Annotated in this window: 22 protein-coding genes and 1 tRNA gene; 4 read left to right on the top strand and 19 right to left on the bottom strand. The window is 41.3% G+C overall.

Annotated features, from left to right (window positions below; all coding sequences use genetic code 11):
- Window positions 1-83: 83 nt before the first annotated feature.
- From H7J92_RS08805 to H7J92_RS08785, 5 genes are all read right to left on the bottom strand, one after another.
- Window positions 84-725, bottom strand: coding sequence for an SIMPL domain-containing protein (locus H7J92_RS08805; protein ID WP_221836525.1), 642 nt, complete (start codon window positions 723-725; stop codon window positions 84-86).
- A 135-nt stretch (window positions 726-860) separates the two neighbouring features.
- On the bottom strand, window positions 861-2,858 hold the full coding sequence (locus H7J92_RS08800) for an acetoacetate--CoA ligase (protein ID WP_221836523.1): 1,998 nt from the start codon (window positions 2,856-2,858) through the stop codon (window positions 861-863).
- Window positions 2,859-3,019: 161 nt separating this feature from the next.
- On the bottom strand, window positions 3,020-3,865 hold the full coding sequence (locus H7J92_RS08795) for an MBL fold metallo-hydrolase (protein WP_009497527.1): 846 nt from the start codon (window positions 3,863-3,865) through the stop codon (window positions 3,020-3,022).
- A 19-nt stretch (window positions 3,866-3,884) separates the two neighbouring features.
- Complete coding sequence (locus tag H7J92_RS08790) at window positions 3,885-4,061, bottom strand: hypothetical protein (protein WP_009497528.1); 177 nt, start codon at window positions 4,059-4,061, stop codon at window positions 3,885-3,887.
- A gap of 21 nt (window positions 4,062-4,082) precedes the next feature.
- Entirely contained in the window at window positions 4,083-6,041 is a 1,959-nt protein-coding gene (locus H7J92_RS08785) for an aconitate hydratase (RefSeq protein ID WP_009497529.1), read from the bottom strand.
- A 214-nt stretch (window positions 6,042-6,255) separates the two neighbouring features.
- On the opposite strand from H7J92_RS08785, the gene H7J92_RS08780 reads away from it, so the two are divergent.
- Complete coding sequence (locus H7J92_RS08780; RefSeq protein ID WP_009497530.1) at window positions 6,256-6,495, top strand: hypothetical protein; 240 nt, start codon at window positions 6,256-6,258, stop codon at window positions 6,493-6,495.
- Between the two features lie 100 nt (window positions 6,496-6,595).
- On the opposite strand, the gene H7J92_RS08775 is transcribed toward H7J92_RS08780, so the two are convergent.
- Together H7J92_RS08775 and H7J92_RS08770 are read right to left on the bottom strand one after the other, a co-directional pair.
- Window positions 6,596-7,324, bottom strand: coding sequence for an MOSC domain-containing protein (locus H7J92_RS08775; RefSeq protein WP_245799433.1), 729 nt, complete (start codon window positions 7,322-7,324; stop codon window positions 6,596-6,598).
- Between the two features lie 316 nt (window positions 7,325-7,640).
- Window positions 7,641-8,276, bottom strand: a complete 636-nt coding sequence (locus H7J92_RS08770; RefSeq protein WP_009497532.1) for an HD domain-containing protein — start codon at window positions 8,274-8,276, stop codon at window positions 7,641-7,643.
- Between the two features lie 238 nt (window positions 8,277-8,514).
- Here H7J92_RS08770 and H7J92_RS08765 point away from each other — a divergent pair, with 238 nt between their 5' ends.
- From H7J92_RS08765 to H7J92_RS08755, 3 genes are read left to right on the top strand one after another with little or no spacing between them, the layout of a single operon-like run.
- Window positions 8,515-9,147, top strand: coding sequence for a DUF1232 domain-containing protein (locus tag H7J92_RS08765; RefSeq protein WP_078816807.1), 633 nt, complete (start codon window positions 8,515-8,517; stop codon window positions 9,145-9,147).
- Between the two features lie 24 nt (window positions 9,148-9,171).
- Window positions 9,172-10,173 (top strand): LCP family protein, encoded by a 1,002-nt coding sequence (locus H7J92_RS08760; RefSeq protein WP_221836521.1) that lies wholly within the window; start codon window positions 9,172-9,174, stop codon window positions 10,171-10,173.
- Window positions 10,174-10,208: 35 nt separating this feature from the next.
- On the top strand, window positions 10,209-10,784 hold the full coding sequence (locus tag H7J92_RS08755) for a phosphatase PAP2 family protein (protein WP_078816809.1): 576 nt from the start codon (window positions 10,209-10,211) through the stop codon (window positions 10,782-10,784).
- A 342-nt stretch (window positions 10,785-11,126) separates the two neighbouring features.
- Here the strand turns inward: H7J92_RS08755 and H7J92_RS08750 are convergent, their stop codons facing one another.
- The 12 genes from H7J92_RS08750 to H7J92_RS08695 form a co-directional block, all read right to left on the bottom strand.
- The gene (locus H7J92_RS08750) at window positions 11,127-11,276 is read right to left on the bottom strand and encodes a hypothetical protein (protein WP_176132480.1); all 150 of its coding nucleotides are present in this window, start codon (window positions 11,274-11,276) and stop codon (window positions 11,127-11,129) included.
- Window positions 11,277-11,348: 72 nt separating this feature from the next.
- Window positions 11,349-11,422 (bottom strand) — tRNA-Arg (locus H7J92_RS08745).
- A gap of 56 nt (window positions 11,423-11,478) precedes the next feature.
- Window positions 11,479-11,877: an SET domain-containing protein gene (locus H7J92_RS08740; protein ID WP_040759608.1), complete on the bottom strand. Its 399-nt coding sequence runs from the start codon at window positions 11,875-11,877 to the stop codon at window positions 11,479-11,481.
- Window positions 11,878-12,107: 230 nt separating this feature from the next.
- The gene (locus tag H7J92_RS08735) at window positions 12,108-13,643 is read right to left on the bottom strand and encodes a class I adenylate-forming enzyme family protein (protein ID WP_246602678.1); all 1,536 of its coding nucleotides are present in this window, start codon (window positions 13,641-13,643) and stop codon (window positions 12,108-12,110) included.
- A gap of 29 nt (window positions 13,644-13,672) precedes the next feature.
- Entirely contained in the window at window positions 13,673-14,818 is a 1,146-nt protein-coding gene (locus H7J92_RS08730; protein ID WP_078816811.1) for a CaiB/BaiF CoA transferase family protein, read from the bottom strand.
- A 92-nt stretch (window positions 14,819-14,910) separates the two neighbouring features.
- Window positions 14,911-16,062 carry a thiolase family protein gene (locus H7J92_RS08725; RefSeq protein WP_040759217.1) on the bottom strand — a complete coding sequence of 384 codons (1,152 nt, stop codon included), beginning with the start codon at window positions 16,060-16,062 and terminating at the stop codon, window positions 14,911-14,913.
- 42 nt (window positions 16,063-16,104) lie between these two features.
- A complete protein-coding gene (locus tag H7J92_RS08720; RefSeq protein ID WP_078816812.1) occupies window positions 16,105-16,533 on the bottom strand; it encodes a MaoC/PaaZ C-terminal domain-containing protein in 429 nt (142 codons plus the stop codon).
- Between the two features lie 36 nt (window positions 16,534-16,569).
- A complete protein-coding gene (locus H7J92_RS08715; protein WP_221836517.1) occupies window positions 16,570-17,715 on the bottom strand; it encodes an acyl-CoA dehydrogenase family protein in 1,146 nt (381 codons plus the stop codon).
- 41 nt (window positions 17,716-17,756) lie between these two features.
- Complete coding sequence (locus H7J92_RS08710; protein ID WP_221836514.1) at window positions 17,757-18,524, bottom strand: 3-hydroxyacyl-CoA dehydrogenase; 768 nt, start codon at window positions 18,522-18,524, stop codon at window positions 17,757-17,759.
- 26 nt (window positions 18,525-18,550) lie between these two features.
- Complete coding sequence (locus tag H7J92_RS08705) at window positions 18,551-19,141, bottom strand: TetR/AcrR family transcriptional regulator (RefSeq protein WP_221836511.1); 591 nt, start codon at window positions 19,139-19,141, stop codon at window positions 18,551-18,553.
- Between the two features lie 446 nt (window positions 19,142-19,587).
- Window positions 19,588-21,621, bottom strand: coding sequence for a catalase (locus H7J92_RS08700; protein WP_221836508.1), 2,034 nt, complete (start codon window positions 21,619-21,621; stop codon window positions 19,588-19,590).
- Window positions 21,622-21,818: 197 nt separating this feature from the next.
- Window positions 21,819-22,394, bottom strand: a complete 576-nt coding sequence (locus H7J92_RS08695) for a DUF4256 domain-containing protein (protein ID WP_009497546.1) — start codon at window positions 22,392-22,394, stop codon at window positions 21,819-21,821.
- Window positions 22,395-22,582 lie beyond the last annotated feature (188 nt).

Here is a 22,582-nt window from a genome sequence, read left to right as displayed (position 1 = left end):
TGTCGTCGGATTAAATGATTAACGGATATATCTAACAATTAAATTGTCAGACCAATAAAGCAAAATACTATGTTTTTTTACTCTCAAACCATTTGATATCTAACCTTCAAACTAGCACTCACCGTAATCGTTCCCGACTCAATCGGCGTCCCCCCTGCTTCCGCCATCGTAACAGCACGAAAGGCAACCGGCTGTGCAACATGTTGTTCTTCAATTTTCACTGGAATTGGTCGATTGGGCAGCTTTAGCGAAGAACCGATCGTCACCATCTTTGTTTCGGCGTCTTGCAGTGCCTGCGCAAGAGCTTTTTGATAGTATTCGCTTTGATCTTGGATCGTAAATTGGATTGAGCCAATTTGGTTCACACCATTCGAAACAGCAGTGTCCACCACTTCACCTACACGTGAAATTTCACTGATTGTAACGCGTATTGTATTGACGACTTCATAACCTTTGAAGATTTGTACGCCATCCACGTAATCATAGACAGGATGAATCTGATAATCGATCGTTTGGATAGAGGATTCCGGGACGCCCATAGCGACCAATGAGCTGATGACATTGTTCATCCGATCCGCATTTTCTTGCTGAATTTCATTTAATTCATTTCCTCTCGAATTGACCATCATAATAATATGAACGGTGTCGGGAGTTACCTTCACCGCCCCTTCCCCCCAAACAGTTATGGAACGGCTTTGCTGATCATGATAAGACGCATTATACATTTCCATCACTCTCCTTTTCTCTTAATACATTGCTATGCGTCAGCTAGTCCCTTTCATACTAAGCAAATCGTGAAAACAGCTTTTAATCATATAGAAAAGAGCTGAAATCATAAAGACTTCAGCTCTTTTATCGGTTCATCCTTCAACAGGTGCGTTCAAGGTTTCAGAGAAGCGAACGAAATAATCAAGCGCCCCTGGATTCGCCATAGCATCCGGGTTTGCTGCTTGCTCTACTGGAATCCCCGTAATTATTTTTCGTATAGGCACTTCCATCTTTTTTCCGGTAAGTGTATAAGGTACTTGCTGGATTGGAAAAATAGCGTCCGGTACGTGCTTCGGCGAAACACCTTCTCTTATCTTTTTATTAATTCTCGACTTTAATTCTTCGTCGAATAAAACCCCTTCTTTTACCACGATAAATAATGGCATATACGATCGGCTATCCGGTAAATCTAAATTCACAATAATGCTATCTTGGATTCCTTCGAGTGATTCTACCGACGCGTAAATTTCACTTGTCCCCATCCTGACCCCGTTGCGGTTTAATACAGAGTCGGACCGACCGTAAATTACGCAAGTACCCCGCGAAGTTATCTTCAAATTATCTCCTTGCCGCCAAATTCCCTCATACGTGTCAAAGTAGCTTTCCAGAAGCCGCTCATTTTGTTCATCATTCCAAAAATAAATCGGCATGGACGGCATCGGCTGCAGTACAACTAATTCCCCAACTTCATCCACGACAGGAACTCCTGCTTCGGAGAATGCGTGGACATCTACGCCAAGGCCGCGGACTTGCATTTCTCCCGCGTATACCGGCTCTGTCGGTACACCCGACACGAACCCCGAACAAATATCGGTACCCCCACTTTGAGAGGAAAGCCATAAATCGTCTTTCACATTCTGATAAATCCACTCAAAGACATCTGGACTTGCCGGCGCGCCGCTTAATATAATGGAATCAATAGCCGAAATATCATATTGCTCTTTTGGCGTTAGGCCTGCTTTCTTCATTAAATTAATGTACATCGGGCTGGCACCAAAGACAGTAGCTTTCGTCTTTTCTGCTAACTCCCACAACTTTCCGATCGATGGATAAGCCGGATTCCCATCATACAGGATGATAGACGAACCTGTAAGCAATCCACTCGTTAATATATTGAACATCATCCACCCTGTCGTTGTATAAAAGAGCAAGCGGCTATCCGGAGTCAAGTTTGCATGGAAGGTTAAAATCTTATATGATTCCAATAAAATTCCGCCATGACTATGCACAATCGCTTTTGGAATTCCTGTCGTGCCGGATGAGTACATAATTTGCAGAGGGTGGTCAAATGGCACTTTTTCAAATGTAAATTGGGCTACCGAGACTGCTGCGGGCTCATTGATCACATCATTCCAGATTAACGCATCTTTCGTAGGTCCTACCTGTTCTTCTGCATATAAATATGGTACATGAATCACATGCTGAACACTTGGCAAACGCTTTACAATGTCACGAATCTCTTCACGCCGATCAAAGGTTTTACCAGCATACTGATACCCATCGATCGTCAACAATAGCTTCGGTTCGATTTGCTGAAGGCGATCCAGCACACTTCTGCTGCCAAAATCCGGTGAACAACTTGACCAGATCGCACCGATGCTCATTGTAGCCATCATTGCTACAACGGTTTCCGGTATATTCGGCAAGTAGGCAGCTACACAATCTCCAGGTTTGACCCCAATCTCTCGTAATTTCGTCGCTAAGGTCACGACTTGCTCTTTAAATGTCCCCCATGACATTTCTCCGAGCGGACGAATTTCAGATTCATGAAAAATCGCAGTTTTCTCATTAGCGCCCTGTCGGAAAATATGCTCCACGTAATTTAGTGTTGATCCCGAAAACCAGTTAGCGCCCGGCATTCTCTTCGTGTCTAGTACTTGTTTATAAGGAGAAGCTGAATCAATAGCGAAGTAGTTCCATATCGATTCCCAAAAATCCTCTAGTTCATTTACAGACCATTGCCATAGTGAGTTATAGTCAGAGACCTCTAATCCTCTCTCTTCCTGCAACCAATTCATATAGTGTGTAATGTTCGCTTGTTCTTTGTAGGATTCACTTGGTTTCCAAAGTATTGTTCCTTCTATCGCCATCCCGATTCCTCCCTCTGTAGCTTATCTATATACAAACTGAATGTATTCGCTTTCATTAACTATACTACTGTTGTTTTAATAGTTCGTCAATTCAAGGTTTTCTTGTTTTCAAACCAAAAAGCTTATCTGCAGTACATCCTGTCTGCAGATAAGCTTTTCAATTATTCATCGACAAATTTACCATAATTGGGCACAGCTACATTTTTAAACCGATTGGCTAAGTTGTCTAATTCTATTTGCAGCCATGAAGCATCCGTAACCGGTACGCCATGACCTGTAATCGCAATTTCTGGTTTGAGAGCAGCCAATGACTTGACTGATTGTTCTGCACTTTCCCAATCGGGAGTCAAATAGCGTGGTGGACCGTTCATCTCCAGTTCTTGGGTAAACACTTTGTAAAGTGAATCCTGTTTCACTGTAACGAATGCATCTCCTGCAATCAGCGCATGATCTGATTCTCTAAATAGTGATACATGTCCTGTTGAGTGACCCGGCGTATGGATCCATTTCCATCCCGGCATGAACGGTACAGAATGATCAGTTGGTAAGACATGCGCCCGTTCTCCAATATCTACGGCTTCGATTGGAAACATAAAAGACATTTTGGCTACCATGCCACCTTCTACCAAAGTATCAGGTTGTGGATAGTCTTGCTTACCCGTAATATAAGGCATTTCAAGCTCGTGGGCGTAAACCGGGACGTCTTTCCATTCCTCCAATACATCAATCAATCCACCCACATGGTCGAAATGTGCATGTGTCATGATAATCGCTTTTGGAGGTCGGTGAGAACCAAACCGCGCAACTGCGGCTTCCACAATTTTTTTCCCGGATTTAGGCATTCCTGCGTCAATCAGGACCCAATCTCCCTCGTCAGGTTTACCATAAAAGATGATGTTCACAATTTGTATCGTATGACAATACAGGTCAGGCGTTACCTCTACACCTTGATTACTCTTTTCTGAAGTAACCGGTTGAAAACGCTCAGTTGATGAACTTCTTTCCATTATTGTAGCCTCCTGTCCATTAATCTAACAATCGGTTGTTGTGGTCTACTTCCATGACTTTTGCTTCCTCTGCAGAAACAGCAGAGTGAAGAATTCCTTTACCTCGGCAGACACTGCAGGCATATTGCCAACCTTCATCGTCCGCTAACATTCCTGCACCTTCACATGCCTTACATGTACTTTCTCGATCAACCATTTTATAATACCCCCTCTTTAATTAAACATGCGTCTCATCTTGTCGAGCTTTTGCCCAATTAATCATGCCACCTTCGAGCATGACATCAATTTGCCTCTCCGACATGCTGTGTCGAACAAGAATTTGACGATTTTTCCCTTTTATAGCAATCGGAAATTCTTTTGCACTCTTCACCGCTTCACGTAAATTACTAAGTTGAAGAACGTCTCCATTTTCTAACAACTTATAATCATCTGGATCGACAAAGGTTAATGGAAGAACACCAAAATTAACTAAGTTTTGCCAATGTATACGGGCAAAATCTTTTACTAATGCTACCCGTAGACCAAGATATCTCGGTGCAAGAGCGGCATGTTCCCGACTTGATCCTTGCCCATAGTTAGAACCTGCGACAATGGCATGTCCGCCTTCCAAAGTACTTGCTTTGGCTCGCGAGTAATAGGTACGGTCGATTATCTCAAATGCAAATTTACTGATTTCAGGAAGATTACTCCGATAAGGCAAGACACGCGCTCCTCCTGCGAGGATTTCATCGGTTGAAATATTATCATTCATCTTTAGCAATATTGGAATTTCAAGTTCGTCTTTTAATTCATCCATCTCCGGAATCAACGCGATATTCGGTCCCTTGTATAGTTCCACTTTTCGAGCTTCCTCATATGGCAATGGTTCTGTCAATAGTTTCGTATCCACGGTAGGCGTTTCCGGGTCTTTTACTAGCGGATACGGCATACCCAAAGTTCTCGGATCTGTAATTTCTCCATTCAGAACGGATGCTGCAGCTGTTTCCGGACTACACAAAAACACGCTATCCTCGAGTGTTCCCGATCTGCCCGGGAAGTTCCGCGGTGTTGTCCGTAAGCTATTCCGCCCAGTCGCTGGGGCTTGTCCCATACCGATACAGCCATTACAGCCAGCTTGGTGCAACCGTGCGTCCGCTTGAAGAAGATTGGCGATATGCCCTTCTTTAACTAAATCAGTTAGGAGTTGTCTGGAAGTTGGGTTAACATCGAAAGAAACACCTTGTTTCGCCCTTTTCCCTTTAACAATTTCAGATACGATAGCAAAATCACGATAACCCGGATTTGCCGAGGAACCGAGATATGATTGATAAATGGGTGTACCGGCAACTTCAGATACAGGAACAACATTTCCGGGGCTTGAAGGCTTAGCGATTAAGGGAACGAGTTCTGATAAATTAATTTCTTCATTCAAGTCATAAGTTGCGCCTTTATCCGCTGTAAGTTCTGTCCAATCTTCTTCTCTCCCCTGAGTCTTTAGAAAATGTTTTATCTCTTCATCTGATGGGAAGACAGTCGTGGTGGCACCTAATTCAGCCCCCATATTGGCAATCACATGCCGATCCATGGCACTTAGATGGTTCAACCCCGGGCCATAATATTCAATGATCTTACCTACGCCGCCTTTGACATCATAACGCCTTAACATTTCCAGTATGACATCTTTGGCACTTACCCAATCAGGTAATTCACCAGTCAATCTCACACCCCATACTTGTGGCATTTTAATATAAATGGGTTTGCCGGCGATCGCCAGCGCGACATCCAAACCGCCTGCACCCATCGCCAGCATCCCCATACAACCGTTCGCGCAAGTGTGACTATCCGAACCCAGCAAGGTCTTCCCAGGTTTTGCAAGCCGTTGCATGTGTACAGGGTGGCTAACTCCATTGCCAGGTCGGCTATAATACAATCCAAATCGCTGTGTGGCGCTCTGCAAAAATAAGTGATCATCCGCATTCTTGTTGTCTACTTGAATGACATTGTGGTCTACATATTGGGCGGATGCTTCTGTCTGTGCACGCTTTACACCCATTGCCTCCAGCTCTAACATCACCATTGTACCGGTTGCATCTTGTGTAAGTGTCTGGTCAATCTTCAATCCAATCTCTTCTCCGTGTTTCATTTCCCCGGAAATTAAATGTGATTTAATTAGCTTTTGTGTAACATTTAAAGCCACTATACTCCGCCCTTTCAAAGAGTCATACTATTTAAAACGTATACCCAAAATCTGCTTTCTAAACACCCGAACAACGGACATGCAAAAAGCCTGCCCTTTCAAGTCGAGTTTTATGCAGTTTCAGCATAACTAGTATGTACTATAGCACTTCTATTTCGAACTCAATTAGCTGGCTTTTCATATAATAGATAAAAGGATAAGGGAGGTTGTTTGGGTGGATAATGACTTCTTTCAAAACGAGGGTGTTAGCGATAAACAAATTGCGGAAATCGCTTTTCTTGGTGAAGCTTTCGGGTTTCTTGGCGATGCACTGACCACGTTTTCCGCCTACTTAGCACTACAGCAAATTTCAAAAGGACCTGAATCAGCGAATGATCCGGATAAATTGGAGATGCAACAGCAAATTGAATATTTGATGAAAGAAGTAGAACGGTTAAAAAAACAGCAACGTTAAATCTATTGCAACAAAAAAAGCTGAACACAAAAAAGTTTTCAGCTTGGATTGCTTACTATATTGAACTGTTGTAGATTATGCAAAGTAAATACGAGGAATATCACTCGACATTAGGACCGAACACTCGATTATGAATATCCTCAGCCTTTCTCATTTCAATTCGATTCAGCAACGTCTTTTTCCAATTGGTCGCAAGCTCAGAAACTGCTGCAAGTGCAGCTGCTTTTTCGAAGTTTTCTCGCTCTATATGCATGACCTGATTACATTTTTCAATTGTCCATTCTGGGGCGACACGATCTCTCAGTTGAAATGTCTGACCCGCCTCGACAAAGCCCTCCTGAAGAACACGATAATACCAACCCGTGCGGCCTGAGTTTTGCAGAAGTATAGCCAGATTTTGTATTTGGAATCTACGGGCAGGCTTCCAGCATGGCTGACGCGGTTGGGACACCTGTATCACGGCTTCCCCAACTTCATAGATATCACCAATCGCAACGTCAGATTCCTGCAAATTAATAGTAGAGAAATTTTCTCCCATGCCGCCCGGCTTGATTTCCGAATTTCCGAGCTTATTTTGCCAATAATGATAATGCTCGGACGGATAGGAAAACACAGCTTTTTCAGGACCCCCGTGGTGTTTTAGATCCGCCTGCTCATCCCCTTCCAGATTGGTCATCCCTAAAAAGATCTGTCCGTCAAAAGGCTCTTTAAAGATGGAGGTTTTCCATTCACGTTCCATCGGATGATCTGCATTTTGCTGCCCTATCACTTTTGGTTTCCCAACAAAAATAGACGCTATTTCTGCAGGCTGTTTTTGATATATATTCATCTGATTCCCTCCTTCCTTCATTGAGTATTTCGTTTATATCTTTCATGATGTCAAAATAACTTGAAAAGCCCTTGGTCGATGAACTGACCATAGGACTCTAAAGAATGAAACAAGACACTTAAAATGTAATAAAACCTTTTTGCATTGCAAAACCACCCAATGTAAAGAGTACAATTGCAATTAATGTAATAATAAATAATCTATTATTTTTATCCAAGTACTCACCTTTTTCTTCACAGGATAGAACAAAATAAGCTGTTTTCTTTATTCTACCAAACGAAGACCAGAAAAGGAATTGAATTTCAAACTATTCTTTTTACTCAATCTCCTTCTTCAATTCATTTAAAAATAAAACCATAAAATCATGTCGTTCCTTCGCCAGTCGGATTCCTTCTTCTGTTACCATCAAATCCTTAAGCAATAGCAACTTTTCATGAAAATGCGTAACAGAAGCTGTTTCTTTTGAACGGTACTCAGAAGCCGACATACTCCTGCGAGCTTCTTCCTCTAAGTCGTATAACTTTCTGCCCCGCGCCCCTCCAAAAGCAAATGCCCTCGCAATGCCGATTGCTCCGATTGCATCCAGCCGGTCCGCATCTCTGACAATAGCCCCTTCAATAGAAGTAATCTCTTTCGAATGCCCTCCGTTAAATGACACACTTTCAATTGCAGACATTACGTTCGCAGATAAGTCCTCTGAAGCACCAATTTGCTTGAGCATCTCTACCGTTGTAGCCTCATGCAATGATTCATATTTCGCATCTTCTATGTCATGCAAAAGAACAGCTAAGCGAACGACGAGCTCATCAGCAGTTGGTTCAGTAAGCAAGATCTTCTCTGCATTTTTCATCACGCGATCAATATGATCTAGATCGTGACTCGCATCATATTTATTATAAATAATTTCAACCATCTGTCTGCATTTCGCTATCATTTCTTTCAAATTATCCATTCCTTTCTATACAGTTCTATATCCTATGTTGTAGCGTACCAGAAAAAACATTTGACATCTCATGAAAAGAAATCTTACTGCAAAGTAACAAGTGAATTTCATTTGCATTTTCAACAAACTGCAATATTTTTCTACACATGTTGACAAATTGTCAACACTACTTTAAAATTCTTTACAATGTAAGCCGTTAGGTGATCATTTAATTTCTTACAGTTTTTCTGTAAAGGAGATTGGTTTTATGTCAAATGAATTTGAAACACTGTCGATCGGGCATTTATTACGAAATACTTTAAAAAAACATTCATTGTCCATGCGCAAACTAAGTGAACGTACGGACATTGACACAGCTACGATTTCTCGAATCATCAACAACAAACGTAAAGCGACTCTTGATCATCTAGAGAAGTTTTCATCTGTTTTGGATATCCCGTTGTCGAAATTATTGGAAGCTGCAGGCTATTCTATAGAAAACAAAAAAGAATCAACGTTTGCTGACGATAAAACCATACAACACCTCTTGGATATATCTGATCAACTCTCCGCCACTATTTCCATTTCTAATGTAGAAAAACAACTGGCAGAGTACAAAGACGATTCACAAACGACAGAAGGCAAGAATCGTATTCTGAATGATTTTGAGGAGAAACTCCAAAGCACCGGCGGAACGGGACCATTCATGGATCAGCTAAAATACTTATTCGGCAGGTTCAAAGCTCAAAATGGAAGTAAACGAGAAATTGCTATTATTGGCAGTGCATTATTATATTTCATTGCCCCGATCGATGCCATACCGGATTATTTATTCGCAATTGGCTATATCGATGATGCGATCGCTGTTCAGATTGCTTCCAGCACAGTAAATAAGAATTAATAACCAAGTTAGCAGGTGATAAGGATGGAGACGAGAAGCAAGAGAAGGAGGAAGAAAAGCAAGGATCAGAGGAACTTTTTCCTGATTTTTGCGTTCATACTACTAGCAGGTGCTATCTACTTTGTGAATCAATATACTAGTGGAGTATCTTTGGCAAATGGGGATACGACGAGCAACGTCCACACTGAACTGAATAGCAATTCGAGCGGCAATGGGGATTTGAATACGAAGTTCGAACCGTTTGAAGGCGCGGATCCTCAGTTTGGTGAAATAAACGTACTGCTAATCGGTAACGATGCCAGAGCGGATGAGGAAGATGCACGATCAGACGCCCTGATGATCGGCCATTACGATCAACATACGAATAAAGTAAAGCTAGTCTCCCTTATGAGAGATACATATGTCGAGGTTCCTGAATATGGAATGCAGAAAATAAATGCAGCATTTTTCCTTGGTGGTCCTGAATTAGTCCGCAAAACCATCAAGCAAAATTTCGACATAGATGTTCAATATTATGCAATCGTCGATTTCGAGGGTTTTACGAAGATTGTAGATGTGATTACACCTGACGGCATACATGTCGATATCCCCTATCCCATGTCGCACGGTATCGGTATGACACTGGAACCAGGCGAACAACATCTTAATGGTGAACAGCTGCTTGCGTATGTCCGTTTCCGACATGACATCCATAGCGATTTTGGCAGGGTAGAGCGTCAGCAAGAAGCGTTGTCTAAACTAAAAGAACAGGCCATCAGTGTCCACACCCTCTTAAATTTACCAAAACTACTTGGCGTGGTCGATTCCTATCTCGATACGAATATAGATAGTAAAATATTGTTTGCAATCGGCAAAGGTATGGTGACAGGTGGGAAATCCAAAGAAATGGAGACGCTGCGCATACCTGTAGAAGGCTCCTACACCGATAAACGTGTAAATGTAGGCGCTGTATTGGATATTAATCTCGAAGAAAATAAAGAAATCCTAAAAGACTTTTTAGCGTCAAATAAAAATGATGAAGAATGATGATTTATCGAAACAGAACGTGAGGATTAAAACAAATGAATTTAGACTTTAAGATTTTTGAAGCAATCAATCAATTTGCCGGTCACAATAATATACTGGATCAATCCGTTGTATTTTTCACGAAATACGGTCCGCTTTTATTCGGATTGTTTTTCGTCTGGCTATGGTTCACGAAACACGGAAACCGTGCAGAAAACCGAAAAATCGTGCTGTTTGCTTTTACGATTGCCGTGGTCACAATCGGGATTGATAAGGTCATTGAGATGTCGTTTTTCCGCTCACGACCTTTCGTCAACCATGATGTCACCATGTTAGTAGACAAATTAGATTCCGACCCTTCATTTCCAAGTAATCACACTGCCGGTTCCTTTGCCCTAGCCCTTGCCCTCTTCTGGAAACGCAGAAAAATGGGCGCTGTGCTTCTAGTGTTTGCAGGACTGATGGCATTGTCACGAATATTCGTTGGTGTCCATTATCCTACCGATGTATTGACGGGCGCTTTCATTGCACTTGTAGTTGCATTTTTGATTATTTGGCAACGTCGTTTGATCGAGCCTTTATTTAATTGGATTATTCGGTTGTTTACACGCAGAGGATCGCATGCTGTGTAATGGTGAATGGTATATAAAAAAGAACGCTGAGTGGATCAGCGTTCTTTTTTGTATTATTTGACTTCTCAGAAGGGATTCGTTCAAATTTAGGAACGCTCAACGGATGTTCTCAAATGGCAATTTCAGTTTTGACAATACAAATAAAAAAACGAGATAAACACTTAGTTTACTCGCCTCATTGCTGCTCTTATTCTCTTGCTTTTCAACCGCATGAATCTGCTCTATACACTCTTTTAAATTATAATATATTAAATACTTAAACAAGTGTTATACCGTCACTAATTCTTAAATAGCCTTTTGCCGTTGGTCTATTTTTGATAATTTTGAAGATGTTTCTTCCTTTTATTTATCTGTTTGTTTTTGCTTCTTTTCCAAATACTCCGCACGTATTTTTTCAAGTTGTTGCTTTTTATCAAATTTGGCAGGCTTGTGTTTTTCATGATACTTTGTCACAGCTGCCTGACCTTTAGCATCCAATTGATATTTCCCCACTTTGTTCACCTACTCTCTTCTTTTAAAGAAAATTTATTCAACAACTAAAATGTTCGCGACTAATTTAAATTACGTCCCAGGAGGGATTTGAACCCCCGACCTACACCTTAGGAGGGTGTTGCTCTATCCAGCTGAGCTACTAGGACACAGTAATAAAAATGATTAACAACTTCGATTCAGGTATAGAATCGAAGTTCCAATATTAATCATTTGCAGTTCCATCGTAATCTTCATTAAACCATAGTTGTTCTTGATCATCCACATCACCGTTATAGTTGATCAGAATTTCTTCACCTGCTTTGATGTCTTTGTGTGCAAAGAAATCAAAGGTATGGTGATCAAAGTTAATGTCGTACGTTGCATTCGGTTCATATGAATGGTTGAATAACATTCCATAACCTAAAAGGATTGCCGTATGATTCATTCCGTATTCGAAAGCGTAGTCGGCAAGTATTGTTTTTTCAATATGTTGGTGTTGTTCATTCGGGTACGCAATGACAGGCGCCTCGTGCAAGAGCTGGCCTTTTTTGATGTCGCATGTTGCGAATACTCCCCTGTTGAATTCTCCGTCACTGACAGGAGATCGTTTCACTTCTATTATATCGCTCACCTACTCGCTTGTAAATTATACTTTGTAAGTATAGCATTAATTCAGCCGTATTGCTCTTTTCTAATTTGAATTATTAGGTATAACTTTTCGACGGTTTGTTAACATAAATCAAGGCCAGTAAGAAACACGTAAAACCGGCTAAGGGGTATTCCCTTAACCGGTTCTAAAGACGCTAACGTTAGCCGCTTATTCATCATTTGAAATCCCTTTCTTAATCTGGTTCAATTAATGACCGGTTTACCATTGGAAAGTGCTTCCCGGATTCGATATTTCAATACCTTACCTGATGCATTACGTGGAATCTGTTTTTCCACAAAAATTTGGGTGGGAACTTTATACTTTGCGAGATGTTGCCCGCAAAAAGTTTTTATTTCCTCCTCATCCACTACTTCTCCTTCATTCGGAACAACGATTGCCACAACCTTTTCTCCCCACAACTCATCTGGCAAGCCAATAATTGCTGCATCCAATAATTTTGGATGTTTATATAGAATCTGTTCTACCTCAGTAGAATAAACATTTTCGCCACCAGAGATAATCATGTCTTTCTTACGGTCTACCAGTGTAATATAGCCTTCTTCATCTATTAACGCAAGATCTCCGGTATACAGCCAGCCATCCCGAAGCGCTTTTCTTGTTTCCTCAGGGTTTTTATAATACCCCTTCATCACCATCTCACTTTTGATAATGAATTCTCCTACTTGACCCGGCAGTACATCATCACCTGTATCGCTTACTACCCTTACTTCTGTATTCAGCATGGCTTTTCCGCCTGCACCTATTTTATCCTTATGTTTTTCAGGCGGTAATATAATCCCTCCCGGACCCGCCTCGGTTAAGCCGCACATGTTATGAAACTGATCATTCTTAAACATGGCAATAGACTTTTCCAACAGGGCAACCGGCATGGGTGCTGCACCATACCCGCATCTCTTTACGGATGTTAGGTCAAAACTCTCTCTATCAGGAACTAAAAGCAAATAATTGTACATGGTTGGAACGGCGAAGAAAATGTTAATTTTATATTTTTCGATTGATTGGAGTACGTGACGCGGGTCGAATTCCTGATGAATTACCTGAGTACTTCCTAAAAACGTCCCAGTAATCATAAATAAGTTGAGTTGAGCTGAGTGGAAAAGTGGCGCTACGTGCAGCAGATTATCATCAGGACTAATTTTCATCATAATCGCGGTAGAAAACGCTACATGAAGAACCCGATGATGATCGAATAAAGCTCCTTTTGGACGTCCGGTCGTGCCAGAGGTGTATAAAATTTCTGCATCGTCGGATTCATCCACTTCAATAGGCGGGTCCGCGTCATTTTTTGTCAGTATTTCTGCCATTTTGATTTGTTCACCTACTACTTTTTCTCCGACAGAAACCTGAAATATAACTTTTTGGTTATCCGCAGCAGCCTGATTGACTAACATCGCATACTCTTCATCAAAGAATACAGCGGACGCATCGGAGTCATCCAGAATATACCGAACTTCCTCTTGGGTCAATCGGAAATTAATTGGAACAGCTACACCTCCGACTTTCATAACTGCATAAAATGCAATTACGAACATGTCGGAATTTTTCATCAAAAGTGCAACTTTGTCTCCTTTTTCAATTCCTCTTGCAATCAATCCATGTGCAAGTTTATTTACTTCCCGATTCAATCGACCATATGTGTATACGTGATCCTTAAAATAAATTGCTTCTTTATCCGGCGTCCGACGTGCGTTCCTCGCTAAAGTAGTCCCAATATCCATGAACATTCCTCCAGAAAAATATAATGTACTTATACTTTTTTTCGAGCGGCATTTACTTCCTTCAAGATTTCTTCTGTATGTTCACCCAGTTTTGGTGCTATGAAACGAATTACACCAGGTGTCTCAGAAAGTTTAATGGGAATACCAATTTGTTTTATCGTTCCTAAAGTTTCGTGTTTCATGGATTGAATCATTTCACGCGCCATTATTTGAGGGTCGCTTGTCATTTCCTCCAGTGTTAACACTGGAGTGACACAGGCTTCTTTATTCTCAAATATCTCCATCCACTCAGCCAGTGTTTTTTGATAGATTATCGTTTGTATTTCGTATTTTAGGCGATGTTGTTCGTGGGGAGGTGCCAATATACGAGGGATAAAATCACTTCTTCCTATCCCATGACAAAACGCTTGCCAAAATTTTTCCTCGAGTGCCCCTACAGAAAGGAAGCGCGCGTCCTTTGTTTCATAAATGCTGTAAGCAGCAAGCCCGCCGGACAACATTTGTTCTCCTCGTTTGGTCGTCACAGAGTCGGCTAAATAGTTCGGGAGGATCGTCTGCAACCAGGAAATCACGCCATCCAACATGGAGATGTCGACAAACTGCCCTTTTCCTGATCTTTCTCTCTCAAATAAAGCTAATAAAATACCTACTGCTGCCGGCAGGGCCCCACCGCCAATATCGGCTATTTGCGTGGAAGGTACGATCGGTTTCCCATCCTTTTCTCCCATCAAATTGAGCAGGCCGGCAAAACTCAAATAATTAATATCATGTCCTGGAAAATCTTTATAGGGACCTGTTTGCCCGTAACCTGTCACCGCACAATAAATAAGGCGTGGGTTTACTAGTTTCAGCGTTTGATAACCCAAGCCGAGTCGTTCCATAACCCCCGGACGAAATGACTCTACCACTATATCTGCGTTCTCGACCATTTTTATAAAATTGTGTTTACCTTCTTCTGTTTTTAAATCAAGGCAAACACTTTTCTTATTTCTATTGAGCGAATGAAAAAGTGCACTGTCCTCGTCTAATTTAGGTTCGTACATTCTTGCATAATCACCGATTTTTGGGTCCTCTATTTTTATCACTTCCGCGCCGAAATCTGCAAGTAACATCGTACAATACGGTCCCGGCAACAGGCGGGTTAAATCGAGAACACGAATAGACGTTAATACCACACGAACACCTCCAGACAAAATTAATTGCGCAAATATTATAAGGTAACTGTCACTCTAGTAAAATGATAAAACGACAGGCAACTTACAATTTACTAATCAAGTCGCTCTACAATGGTCGCATTTGCCATCCCATGGCCTTCACACATGGTCTGCAGTCCATACCGTCCATTGCTTCTCTCCAATTCATGCAGCATGGTGGTCATCAGACGTCCGCCACTTGCACCAAGAGGGTGGCCTAACGCAATCGCACCGCCATTTGGATTCAGTTTTGCCGGATCGATATCAAATTCCTTAAGCCAGGCGAGCGGAACCGATGCAAACGCTTCATTGACTTCGAAAATGTCGATATCTCCAAGCGTCAATGCCGCTTTTTGCAGTACTTTTTCTGTTGCAGGAATGGGTCCTGTCAACATGAGTGTCGGATCGGATCCTACAACAGTTCGCGCAATTACACGAAATCTCGGCTTTAATCCAAGTTCAACGGCCTTCTCTCGCGACATCATTAATATCGCAACAGCGCCATCACTGATTTGACTGGAATTACCCGCTGTTACGCTGCCGTCCTCCCGAAAAGCCGGCTTAATCCCGCTAAGTTTCTCGAGATTTGTATTTTCTCTAGGACCTTCATCATCTTTCATCACAGTCATTGTCCCATCTGGAAGTGCTACCTCTAACGGCATGATTTCTTCTACAAAACGTCCTTCCTTACGAGCCTTAATTGCCTTTCTATGGCTTTCCAATGAGAATTCATCCATTTCTTCACGGCTTATATTCCATTTATCCGCGACTCGCTCGGCGGATATGCCTTGATTAATGATCTCGTACTTTGAAGTTAATGCTTCACTAAGCTGTACGCCTTGCATATTGGATCCCATTGGCACACGCGACATACTTTCAATTCCACCGGCAATCACAACATCCATATCACCGCTAATAATCGCTTGTGAAGCAAAATGAACCGCTTGCTGACTCGAACCACACTGCCGATCAATTGTTGTGCCCGGAACATCCACTGGAAAACCGGCAATCAACGCTGCTTGTCTAGCAATATCAAAAGCCTGCTCTCCAACTTGCGATACACAGCCGAAAATAACATCTTCCACCAATTCTGCAGAAATACCTGCCCGTTTCAATACTTCCTCTAAAGGCTTTGCAGCCAATTCCTCTGCCCGTATTCCGCTTAATAATCCGTTTCTTCTGCCAACAGGCGTCCTGACTGCCTCAATAATTACTGCTTCACGCATAGCTAACTCCCTTTCCATCAAGCATTCTGTAAGCCCTTATATTTAAGCCTGCACATATACATTTGTACTGCAAGTTAATACTTCCTCATCCCGCTGATTCTTAATAATGATTTTCAATGTCAGAAGTCCGCGTTTTCCATTGGAGTCTATCTTTTTAGCTGCTACAGTAAATCGGCCTGCCAGCCAATCGTTTGCTCTTACTGGTTTTTTCCACCTGATTTCATCCGCTCCCACACCGCCAAGGCAATCTTCAGAAAGGATATCCATTTTAATCCACTCTGACCAGACAACGGCAAGCGTATGAAATCCTGACGCAATCAATGAGCCAAACAGGCTGTTTGCAGCAGCTTGTTCATCAATATGGAAATATTGAGGATCATATTTCTCTCCGAACGCAATAATGTCCTCTTTTGTTATCATGACAGGTTCCGTGTGGAATTCCTGTCCGATAGAAAATGCATCAAATTTCAATATTATTCTCCTCTTTCAATTACATGCAGTCAGCCTCTATAATCCCATGTTTTTCGCAATGATCACTTTCATGATTTCATTGGAACCTGCATAAATAGTTGAAACTGCCACATCACGATATCTTCTCGCGATATCGTACTCTTCCATATACCCATAGCCGCCATGCAGCTGCATACATTCATTTGCCACTTTCTTTGCTAGATCAGTCGTCCACCATTTCGCCATCGATACTTCGGTCACGACATCTTTTCCTGCAACATGGTCAACAATCAGTCGGTCAATAAATGTCCTGCCGATCTGAATTTCAGTCTTCAGTTCCGCAAGCTTAAACTGCGTATTTTGGAACTGACTGATACTGCGGCCAAAAGCTTTTCGTTGTTTAACATAGTCAATGGTTGAATCCAGCATAATTTCCGATGCTGCTATACTTTGAATGGCAACCATCAAACGTTCCTGCTGCAGCTTTTCCATTAAATAATAAAAACCCTTCCCCTCTTCACCCAGTAAATTGCTGGCTGGAACACGTGCGTCTTCGAAAATTAATTCACATGTATCATTAGCATGCTGTCCGACTTTCCGCAGCTTTTTACCTTTTGTAAATCCTGGCGTCCCAGTTTCTACTACAATCAGACTGATGCCCTTGTGAGCAGGCTGAGCTTTAGGGTTTGTTTTACAAACGACGATAACTAAATCGGCACTGTGTCCATTCGTAATAAAAGATTTTTCCCCATTTAAGATATACACATCGCCATCTTTAATTGCAGTCGTTTTGACTGCGGCCAAGTCCGATCCAGTTCCCGGTTCCGTCATAGCTATAGCAGAAATTAAATCTCCGGTGATTGCGCCAGGCATCCAAGCTGCTTTTTGTGCAATTGTCCCATAAGACGCAATGTACGGCATTACAATATCATTATGGAGACCTACACCGATCATTCCGGTTCCTACACGTTCGAATTCCTCACTAAGGACAACAGTATAACCAAAATCAGTTTGAAACGCCCCGTGTTTTTCATCAGCCCAAGGACAAAGATAGCCTTGTGCCCCCGCCTTTTTCCAAAAAGATCTGGGAACTTGTTTCTCACTCTCCCATTGCTCATAGTATGGAAAAGCTTCCTTCTCAAGAAACCTTCTCAATGAACTACGGAAAATTTCATGTTCTTCAAGTAAAAAAGTTCTTTCCATCAAATATCCTCCTTTACATCATCTATCCTTCAGGGCTGGTCTTACCGTGGCTGCATTCTTATCGCGCCATCAAGACGAATGGTTTCACCGTTTAGCATTGGATTTTCCATAATACTGCTTACCAAAAGTGCATACTCAGCAGGAAAACCTAGACGGGATGGAAACGGTGTCATTTTGCCCAATGCGGATTTTGCCTCTTCCGGCAATGAAGCAAATAATGGAGTATCGAATAATCCAGGTGCTACTGTCATTACCCGAATACCGAGCGGAGCAAGATCTCGTGCAATCGGTAATGTCATTCCTACAATCCCACCCTTCGAAGCACTGTAGGCAACCTGACCAATTTGCCCATCAAAGGCAGCAACAGATGCCGTATTAACGATTACCCCACGCTCACCATCCTCATTCGGTTCGTTTTTAGCCATCATTTCTGATGTCAGTCGAATGACATTAAATGTACCAATTAAATTCACTTGGACAACTTTTGCAAAACGAGATAAACTATGTACCCCTTTTTTGCCGATCGTCTTCTCTGCTATGCCAATACCTGCACAATTTACGAGCCCATTAATTTTTCCATACTTTTCAACTGCCTGGTCCAGAGCCTGCTGTACACTGGTCTCGTCGGTTACATCGGTTTGTACATAATACATACTTTCCCCTAATTCCTCTTTCAGATGAAGAGCTTTTTCCTCAGATAGATCGAGGATAACAGCTTTGCCTCCCTTGGAAACGATTTGCCTTACTGTAGCTTCTCCAAGACCTGAAGCTCCACCTGTAACTACTACGACGGCATTTTTTACTTTCATTTGTTTCCCTCCAATAATGATGTAGTTTATTTTTTTACCAGAATACGTGTTAAATAGCCAGAAACCGTTTCAGCAATTTCTATCGGGTCTTTTTTTCCTTCTGGCGAGTACCATTGAGTCACCCAGTTCATGGCACCTAATATTGTGTTCCTTACTATTGTGATTTCTACAGCTTCAAACACTTCTTCATTGATACCTTCTAGGATTAGTTGGTCGAAACACTTCTCGTAATCATTTCGCAATTGAAAAATCTCTTCAAGTTGTTCAGTTGAAAAGATCTGTTCAAGCTTTACCATCATTTCAAACCCTGATTTTTCATCTAGTAAATAGGTGATATGAGCTACCATAGCCTTTTTAAATCTATCAACTACCGGTAAATTTTCCTGCTGTATTGTTTTAATATTTATCAGACTTTGCTGTAAGAGCATAAGCTGACTCTGATAAAGTAGATCCTGTTTGTCTTTAAAATAATAATAGACAGATCCTTTTGTCATCAATAAACTAGAGGCAATCTCTTCCATTGTCGTCCCCTGATAGCCCTTTTCTGCCAGAATACTAACTGCTGTCCGTAAAATATCTTCTTTTTTCTTAGCTATCTTCTTCTGCCGCAACGACACAGTGATTCACCTCCCTGTTAATTGATTAATTTTTATTCTACACATTCACTTTTTAAATATCAAGTTAATTTTCTGAAAATTTAATAACTATTTTTCAGACTATAAATTTCTTATTTATTTGTAGTCATTTTGAAAGTGAAGAATCATGAGCTGATTTGTTTCTATCAATGCTACTGCCTGATTTCGTTAATTTTTATTCTCAGCCGTTTGCAGTATTTAAATAAAAATTCTAGATATTCACAGGTCCTGCTAGTTATTGTGTCACTTTATTTTTTTCAAGTTATTCTCTTCGAATACTAAACAAATATAAGAATAGGAAAAACAAAAATAGGCGCGGTACCTTCACCAGTACATGGTGGGAGTACGACGCCAATATTTTAATTTGTTGGTTTTATTGTCTCAACCTCTTATTATTCAGGGAACCTTGGACCGCCTCCCATTGAAAACTACCTATCCCAATGACGATGCTGTGCAACAGCTTCCACAAACCGATTTGCAAAATTAGGGATATTTTCATCTGTAATAACACCTGGTTTATTGATGAAATTATTGACATTTAACCATTGTACGCCTTGACCAGTAGCCCCAATTGTCTTTTTGTGACGAAAAGCCTCATCAAGGAAATTTGCGATTTTTTGGTTAAAAGCCATATCATCACTACTTCCCCGCACCATATAGACCGCATCGTATAACACTGAATCGGCAGTATATACATTTTGTGTCGCTTCTAACTGAACGTTCTTCGTACCATGAACTATTCCTTGGTCCTCACTTATGATTTCCGGAACAAGCCCTTTCGATTTCCAATAGTCAAGTACTGACTTTACTAAAGGACCATTAAACCCATCCGATACAATTACCGCTACTTTACGAGTTTTCGCAGACATAGGCATATTTAATTGGCTCAATGCTGGGGAAGATTTTTTTACAGTTGATCCTCCACTTGTTGGTGGTGAAACCCCAATATTTCTAGCTATTGTTCTAGCCAGTTCAAGGTTAACATTTGCAAATAAATCTACATTTTGTTGTCGTACCGATTTATTTTTTACTTTTCCTAGTTCAAAACTAAATGCATCGATTATATGTTTCCTCTCGGTTCCACTCATGCTATTCCAAAACATAGTTGCTTGAGAAAAGAAATCCGTGAAACTTTTACTTCTTGCTCTTATTGTCCGACCCTCAACTTTTTCTTCATAATGCTTATAACCACCCTCTTCAGGCGGTACGGGAGCCGGTGTATTCCCTGCTAAGGAGTTGCGATGATAGTTCACACGACCAACATTGATCGTCATTCTATGATAACCTTCACGCTGGTTATTATAGAAGGGACAAATCGGACGGTTGATCGGTATCTCATGAAAGTTTGGTCCACCTAAACGTATTAATTGTGTGTCAATATAGGAGAATAATCTCGCCTGGAGCAATGGATCATTCGTAAAGTCAATACCTGGTACCACATTCCCCGGATGAAACGCTACTTGCTCAGTCTCAGCAAAGAAGTTATCAACGTTCTTCGTTAATGTCATCTTTCCAATGATTTGCACCGGCACTTCTTCCTCGGGTATTAGCTTAGTTGCGTCTAATAAATCAAAATCAAACGTAAATTCATCTTTTTCATTTACAATTTGTACACCTAACTCAAACTCTGGATAATCCCCTCGTTCAATCGCATTCCACAAATCATGGCGATGGAAATCAGGGTCAACTCCCATTAGCTTCTGGGCCTCCTCCCAAGTTAAAGAGTGGGCGCCGAGTTTTGGTTTCCAATGAAATTTAACAAAGAATGCTTCCCCCGCAGCGTTAACAAAACGAAATGTATTTACACCAAACCCTTCCATCATTCGAAAACTTCTTGGAATCGCTCGGTCGGACATAATCCACATCACCATATGCGCATTTTCGGGATTATTGGCAACAAAGTCCCAAAAGTTATCATGAGCTGTAGATGCTTGAGGAATGTCATTATGAGGTTCTGGTTTGAATGCGTGAACAACATCTGGAAATTTTATTCCATCTTGAATAAAGAAAACAGGGATGTTATTGGCTACGAGGTCATAGTTTCCTTCCTCCGTGTAAAACTTTGTTGCAAATCCGCGAGCATCTCTTGCCGTATCTCCTGAACCCCTTGCCCCATTAACAGTGGAGAACCGTACAAATACTGGTGTTTTTATAGATGTATCAGTAAATATTTTCGCTTTTGTATAACGCGACATATCTTGGTACAACTCAAATTCACCGTGAGCTGCAAAGCCCCTAGCATGGACAACCCGTTCTGGTATTCGTTCATTATCAAAATGTGTTAATTTCTCCCGGAAATGAAAGTCCTCCATTAAGGTTGGACCACGGACACCGGCAGTCAAGGAAAGTTCATCCTCGGAAACCTTTAACCCTTGATTTGTTGTCATATATTTTCCCTTATCATTCACACGAAAACACTCAAGTTGCTCATCTTTTTCGTTATCTTTCTGTTTATCTGTCATTTCATATACCTCCCCATTCATTGATATGAATTGTAAACGAAATTTATCCATCTGATGGGTATGTAAAAAAATAATGAACCGCACATCTATTTTTCACAGACGTATGGTTCATTATTTATGGTGTTGCCTTAATGATGTCTGAATTAGAATCCTAACAACTCAGTTTAGATATCTCCTTAAATCACGACGTCCCTTATTCAGACAAGAAGACATCCACGAAATCCTCTGCTGGCATAATAAGATTCCGCTCCATTATGATATACGAAAACGTGTCCGAATCGACGATCGCAAAAAAGGGCTCCGCCGAGTTTCCTAATATCAGATGGAGTTTGAACCCAACTCGATGTCTTCAAATCGAAATCCCCAAGTTCCTGTAATGCACGGAACTGGTTCTCCGTTAACAATTCAATGCCCATGGCAGTTGCCATCTCCATAGCGCTATTCTCCGGTTTATGTTTCTTCCTCGACTCCAGCGCTTCCTGATCGTAACACACACTTCTGCGCCCTTTAGGACTTTCCGCTGAACAATCGTAAAAAGCATATTCATCTGATTTTTCATCATACTCTACGACGTCCGGTTCACCCCCAGTCAATTCCATTTCATTGAGTGACCAAAGTTTTTCGGGATTTGCTTCGAGCTTCGCTTGTATCACCGTCCATACCAGTCCTTCATGACGGTTCATGTTTTTTTCGAAACGTGCTTTCAAAATTGATAGTAGTTCTTCTTGTTGTTCGGGTGATAACTCTTTTTTATTACTCATTGTCATAATCATTCACTCCTTATTATTTACTAAAATCAGGTTTAGTTCGGAGTATAACCTAATAATACTCTGTCCAATCGCCCTAGCCTGCTCTCCACTTTACCTACTATGAAAAATTTTGTCTAGTCATCATACCGCAAAAAAGATCAGACACGGGTTCATGTCCAATCTCTCATGCATTTTATTTAGTTATCTATGGC

The sequence above is a fragment of the Sporosarcina aquimarina genome, assembly GCF_019748715.1.
GTDB classification, from domain to species: Bacteria; Bacillota; Bacilli; order Bacillales_A; family Planococcaceae; genus Sporosarcina; species Sporosarcina newyorkensis.
Note: the sequence above shows the minus strand (reverse complement) of the source record. Positions and strands in the feature narration are given on the sequence as shown.

Bases quoted from the DNA above. Each gene is read 5' to 3' on its own strand.
- H7J92_RS08770 (WP_009497532.1), bottom strand. From the start codon at position 8,276: ATGGATAATTTGAAAGAAATGATAGCGAAATGCAGACAGATGGTTGAA.
- H7J92_RS08805 (WP_221836525.1), bottom strand. From the start codon at position 725: ATGTATAATGCGTCTTATCATGATCAGCAAAGCCGTTCCATAACTGTT.
- H7J92_RS08725 (WP_040759217.1), bottom strand. From the start codon at position 16,062: ATGCGTGAAGCAGTAATTATTGAGGCAGTCAGGACGCCTGTTGGCAGA.
- H7J92_RS08710 (WP_221836514.1), bottom strand. From the start codon at position 18,524: ATGAAAGTAAAAAATGCCGTCGTAGTAGTTACAGGTGGAGCTTCAGGT.
- H7J92_RS08695 (WP_009497546.1), bottom strand. From the start codon at position 22,394: ATGATTATGACAATGAGTAATAAAAAAGAGTTATCACCCGAACAACAA.
- H7J92_RS08700 (WP_221836508.1), bottom strand. From the start codon at position 21,621: ATGACAGATAAACAGAAAGATAACGAAAAAGATGAGCAACTTGAGTGT.
- H7J92_RS08760 (WP_221836521.1), top strand. From the start codon at position 9,172: ATGGAGACGAGAAGCAAGAGAAGGAGGAAGAAAAGCAAGGATCAGAGG.
- H7J92_RS08735 (WP_246602678.1), bottom strand. From the start codon at position 13,643: ATGGATATTGGGACTACTTTAGCGAGGAACGCACGTCGGACGCCGGAT.
- H7J92_RS08755 (WP_078816809.1), top strand. From the start codon at position 10,209: ATGAATTTAGACTTTAAGATTTTTGAAGCAATCAATCAATTTGCCGGT.
- H7J92_RS08800 (WP_221836523.1), bottom strand. From the start codon at position 2,858: ATGGCGATAGAAGGAACAATACTTTGGAAACCAAGTGAATCCTACAAA.
- H7J92_RS08795 (WP_009497527.1), bottom strand. From the start codon at position 3,865: ATGGAAAGAAGTTCATCAACTGAGCGTTTTCAACCGGTTACTTCAGAA.
- H7J92_RS08790 (WP_009497528.1), bottom strand. From the start codon at position 4,061: ATGGTTGATCGAGAAAGTACATGTAAGGCATGTGAAGGTGCAGGAATG.
- H7J92_RS08765 (WP_078816807.1), top strand. From the start codon at position 8,515: ATGTCAAATGAATTTGAAACACTGTCGATCGGGCATTTATTACGAAAT.
- H7J92_RS08775 (WP_245799433.1), bottom strand. From the start codon at position 7,324: ATGAATATATATCAAAAACAGCCTGCAGAAATAGCGTCTATTTTTGTT.
- H7J92_RS08715 (WP_221836517.1), bottom strand. From the start codon at position 17,715: ATGGAAAGAACTTTTTTACTTGAAGAACATGAAATTTTCCGTAGTTCA.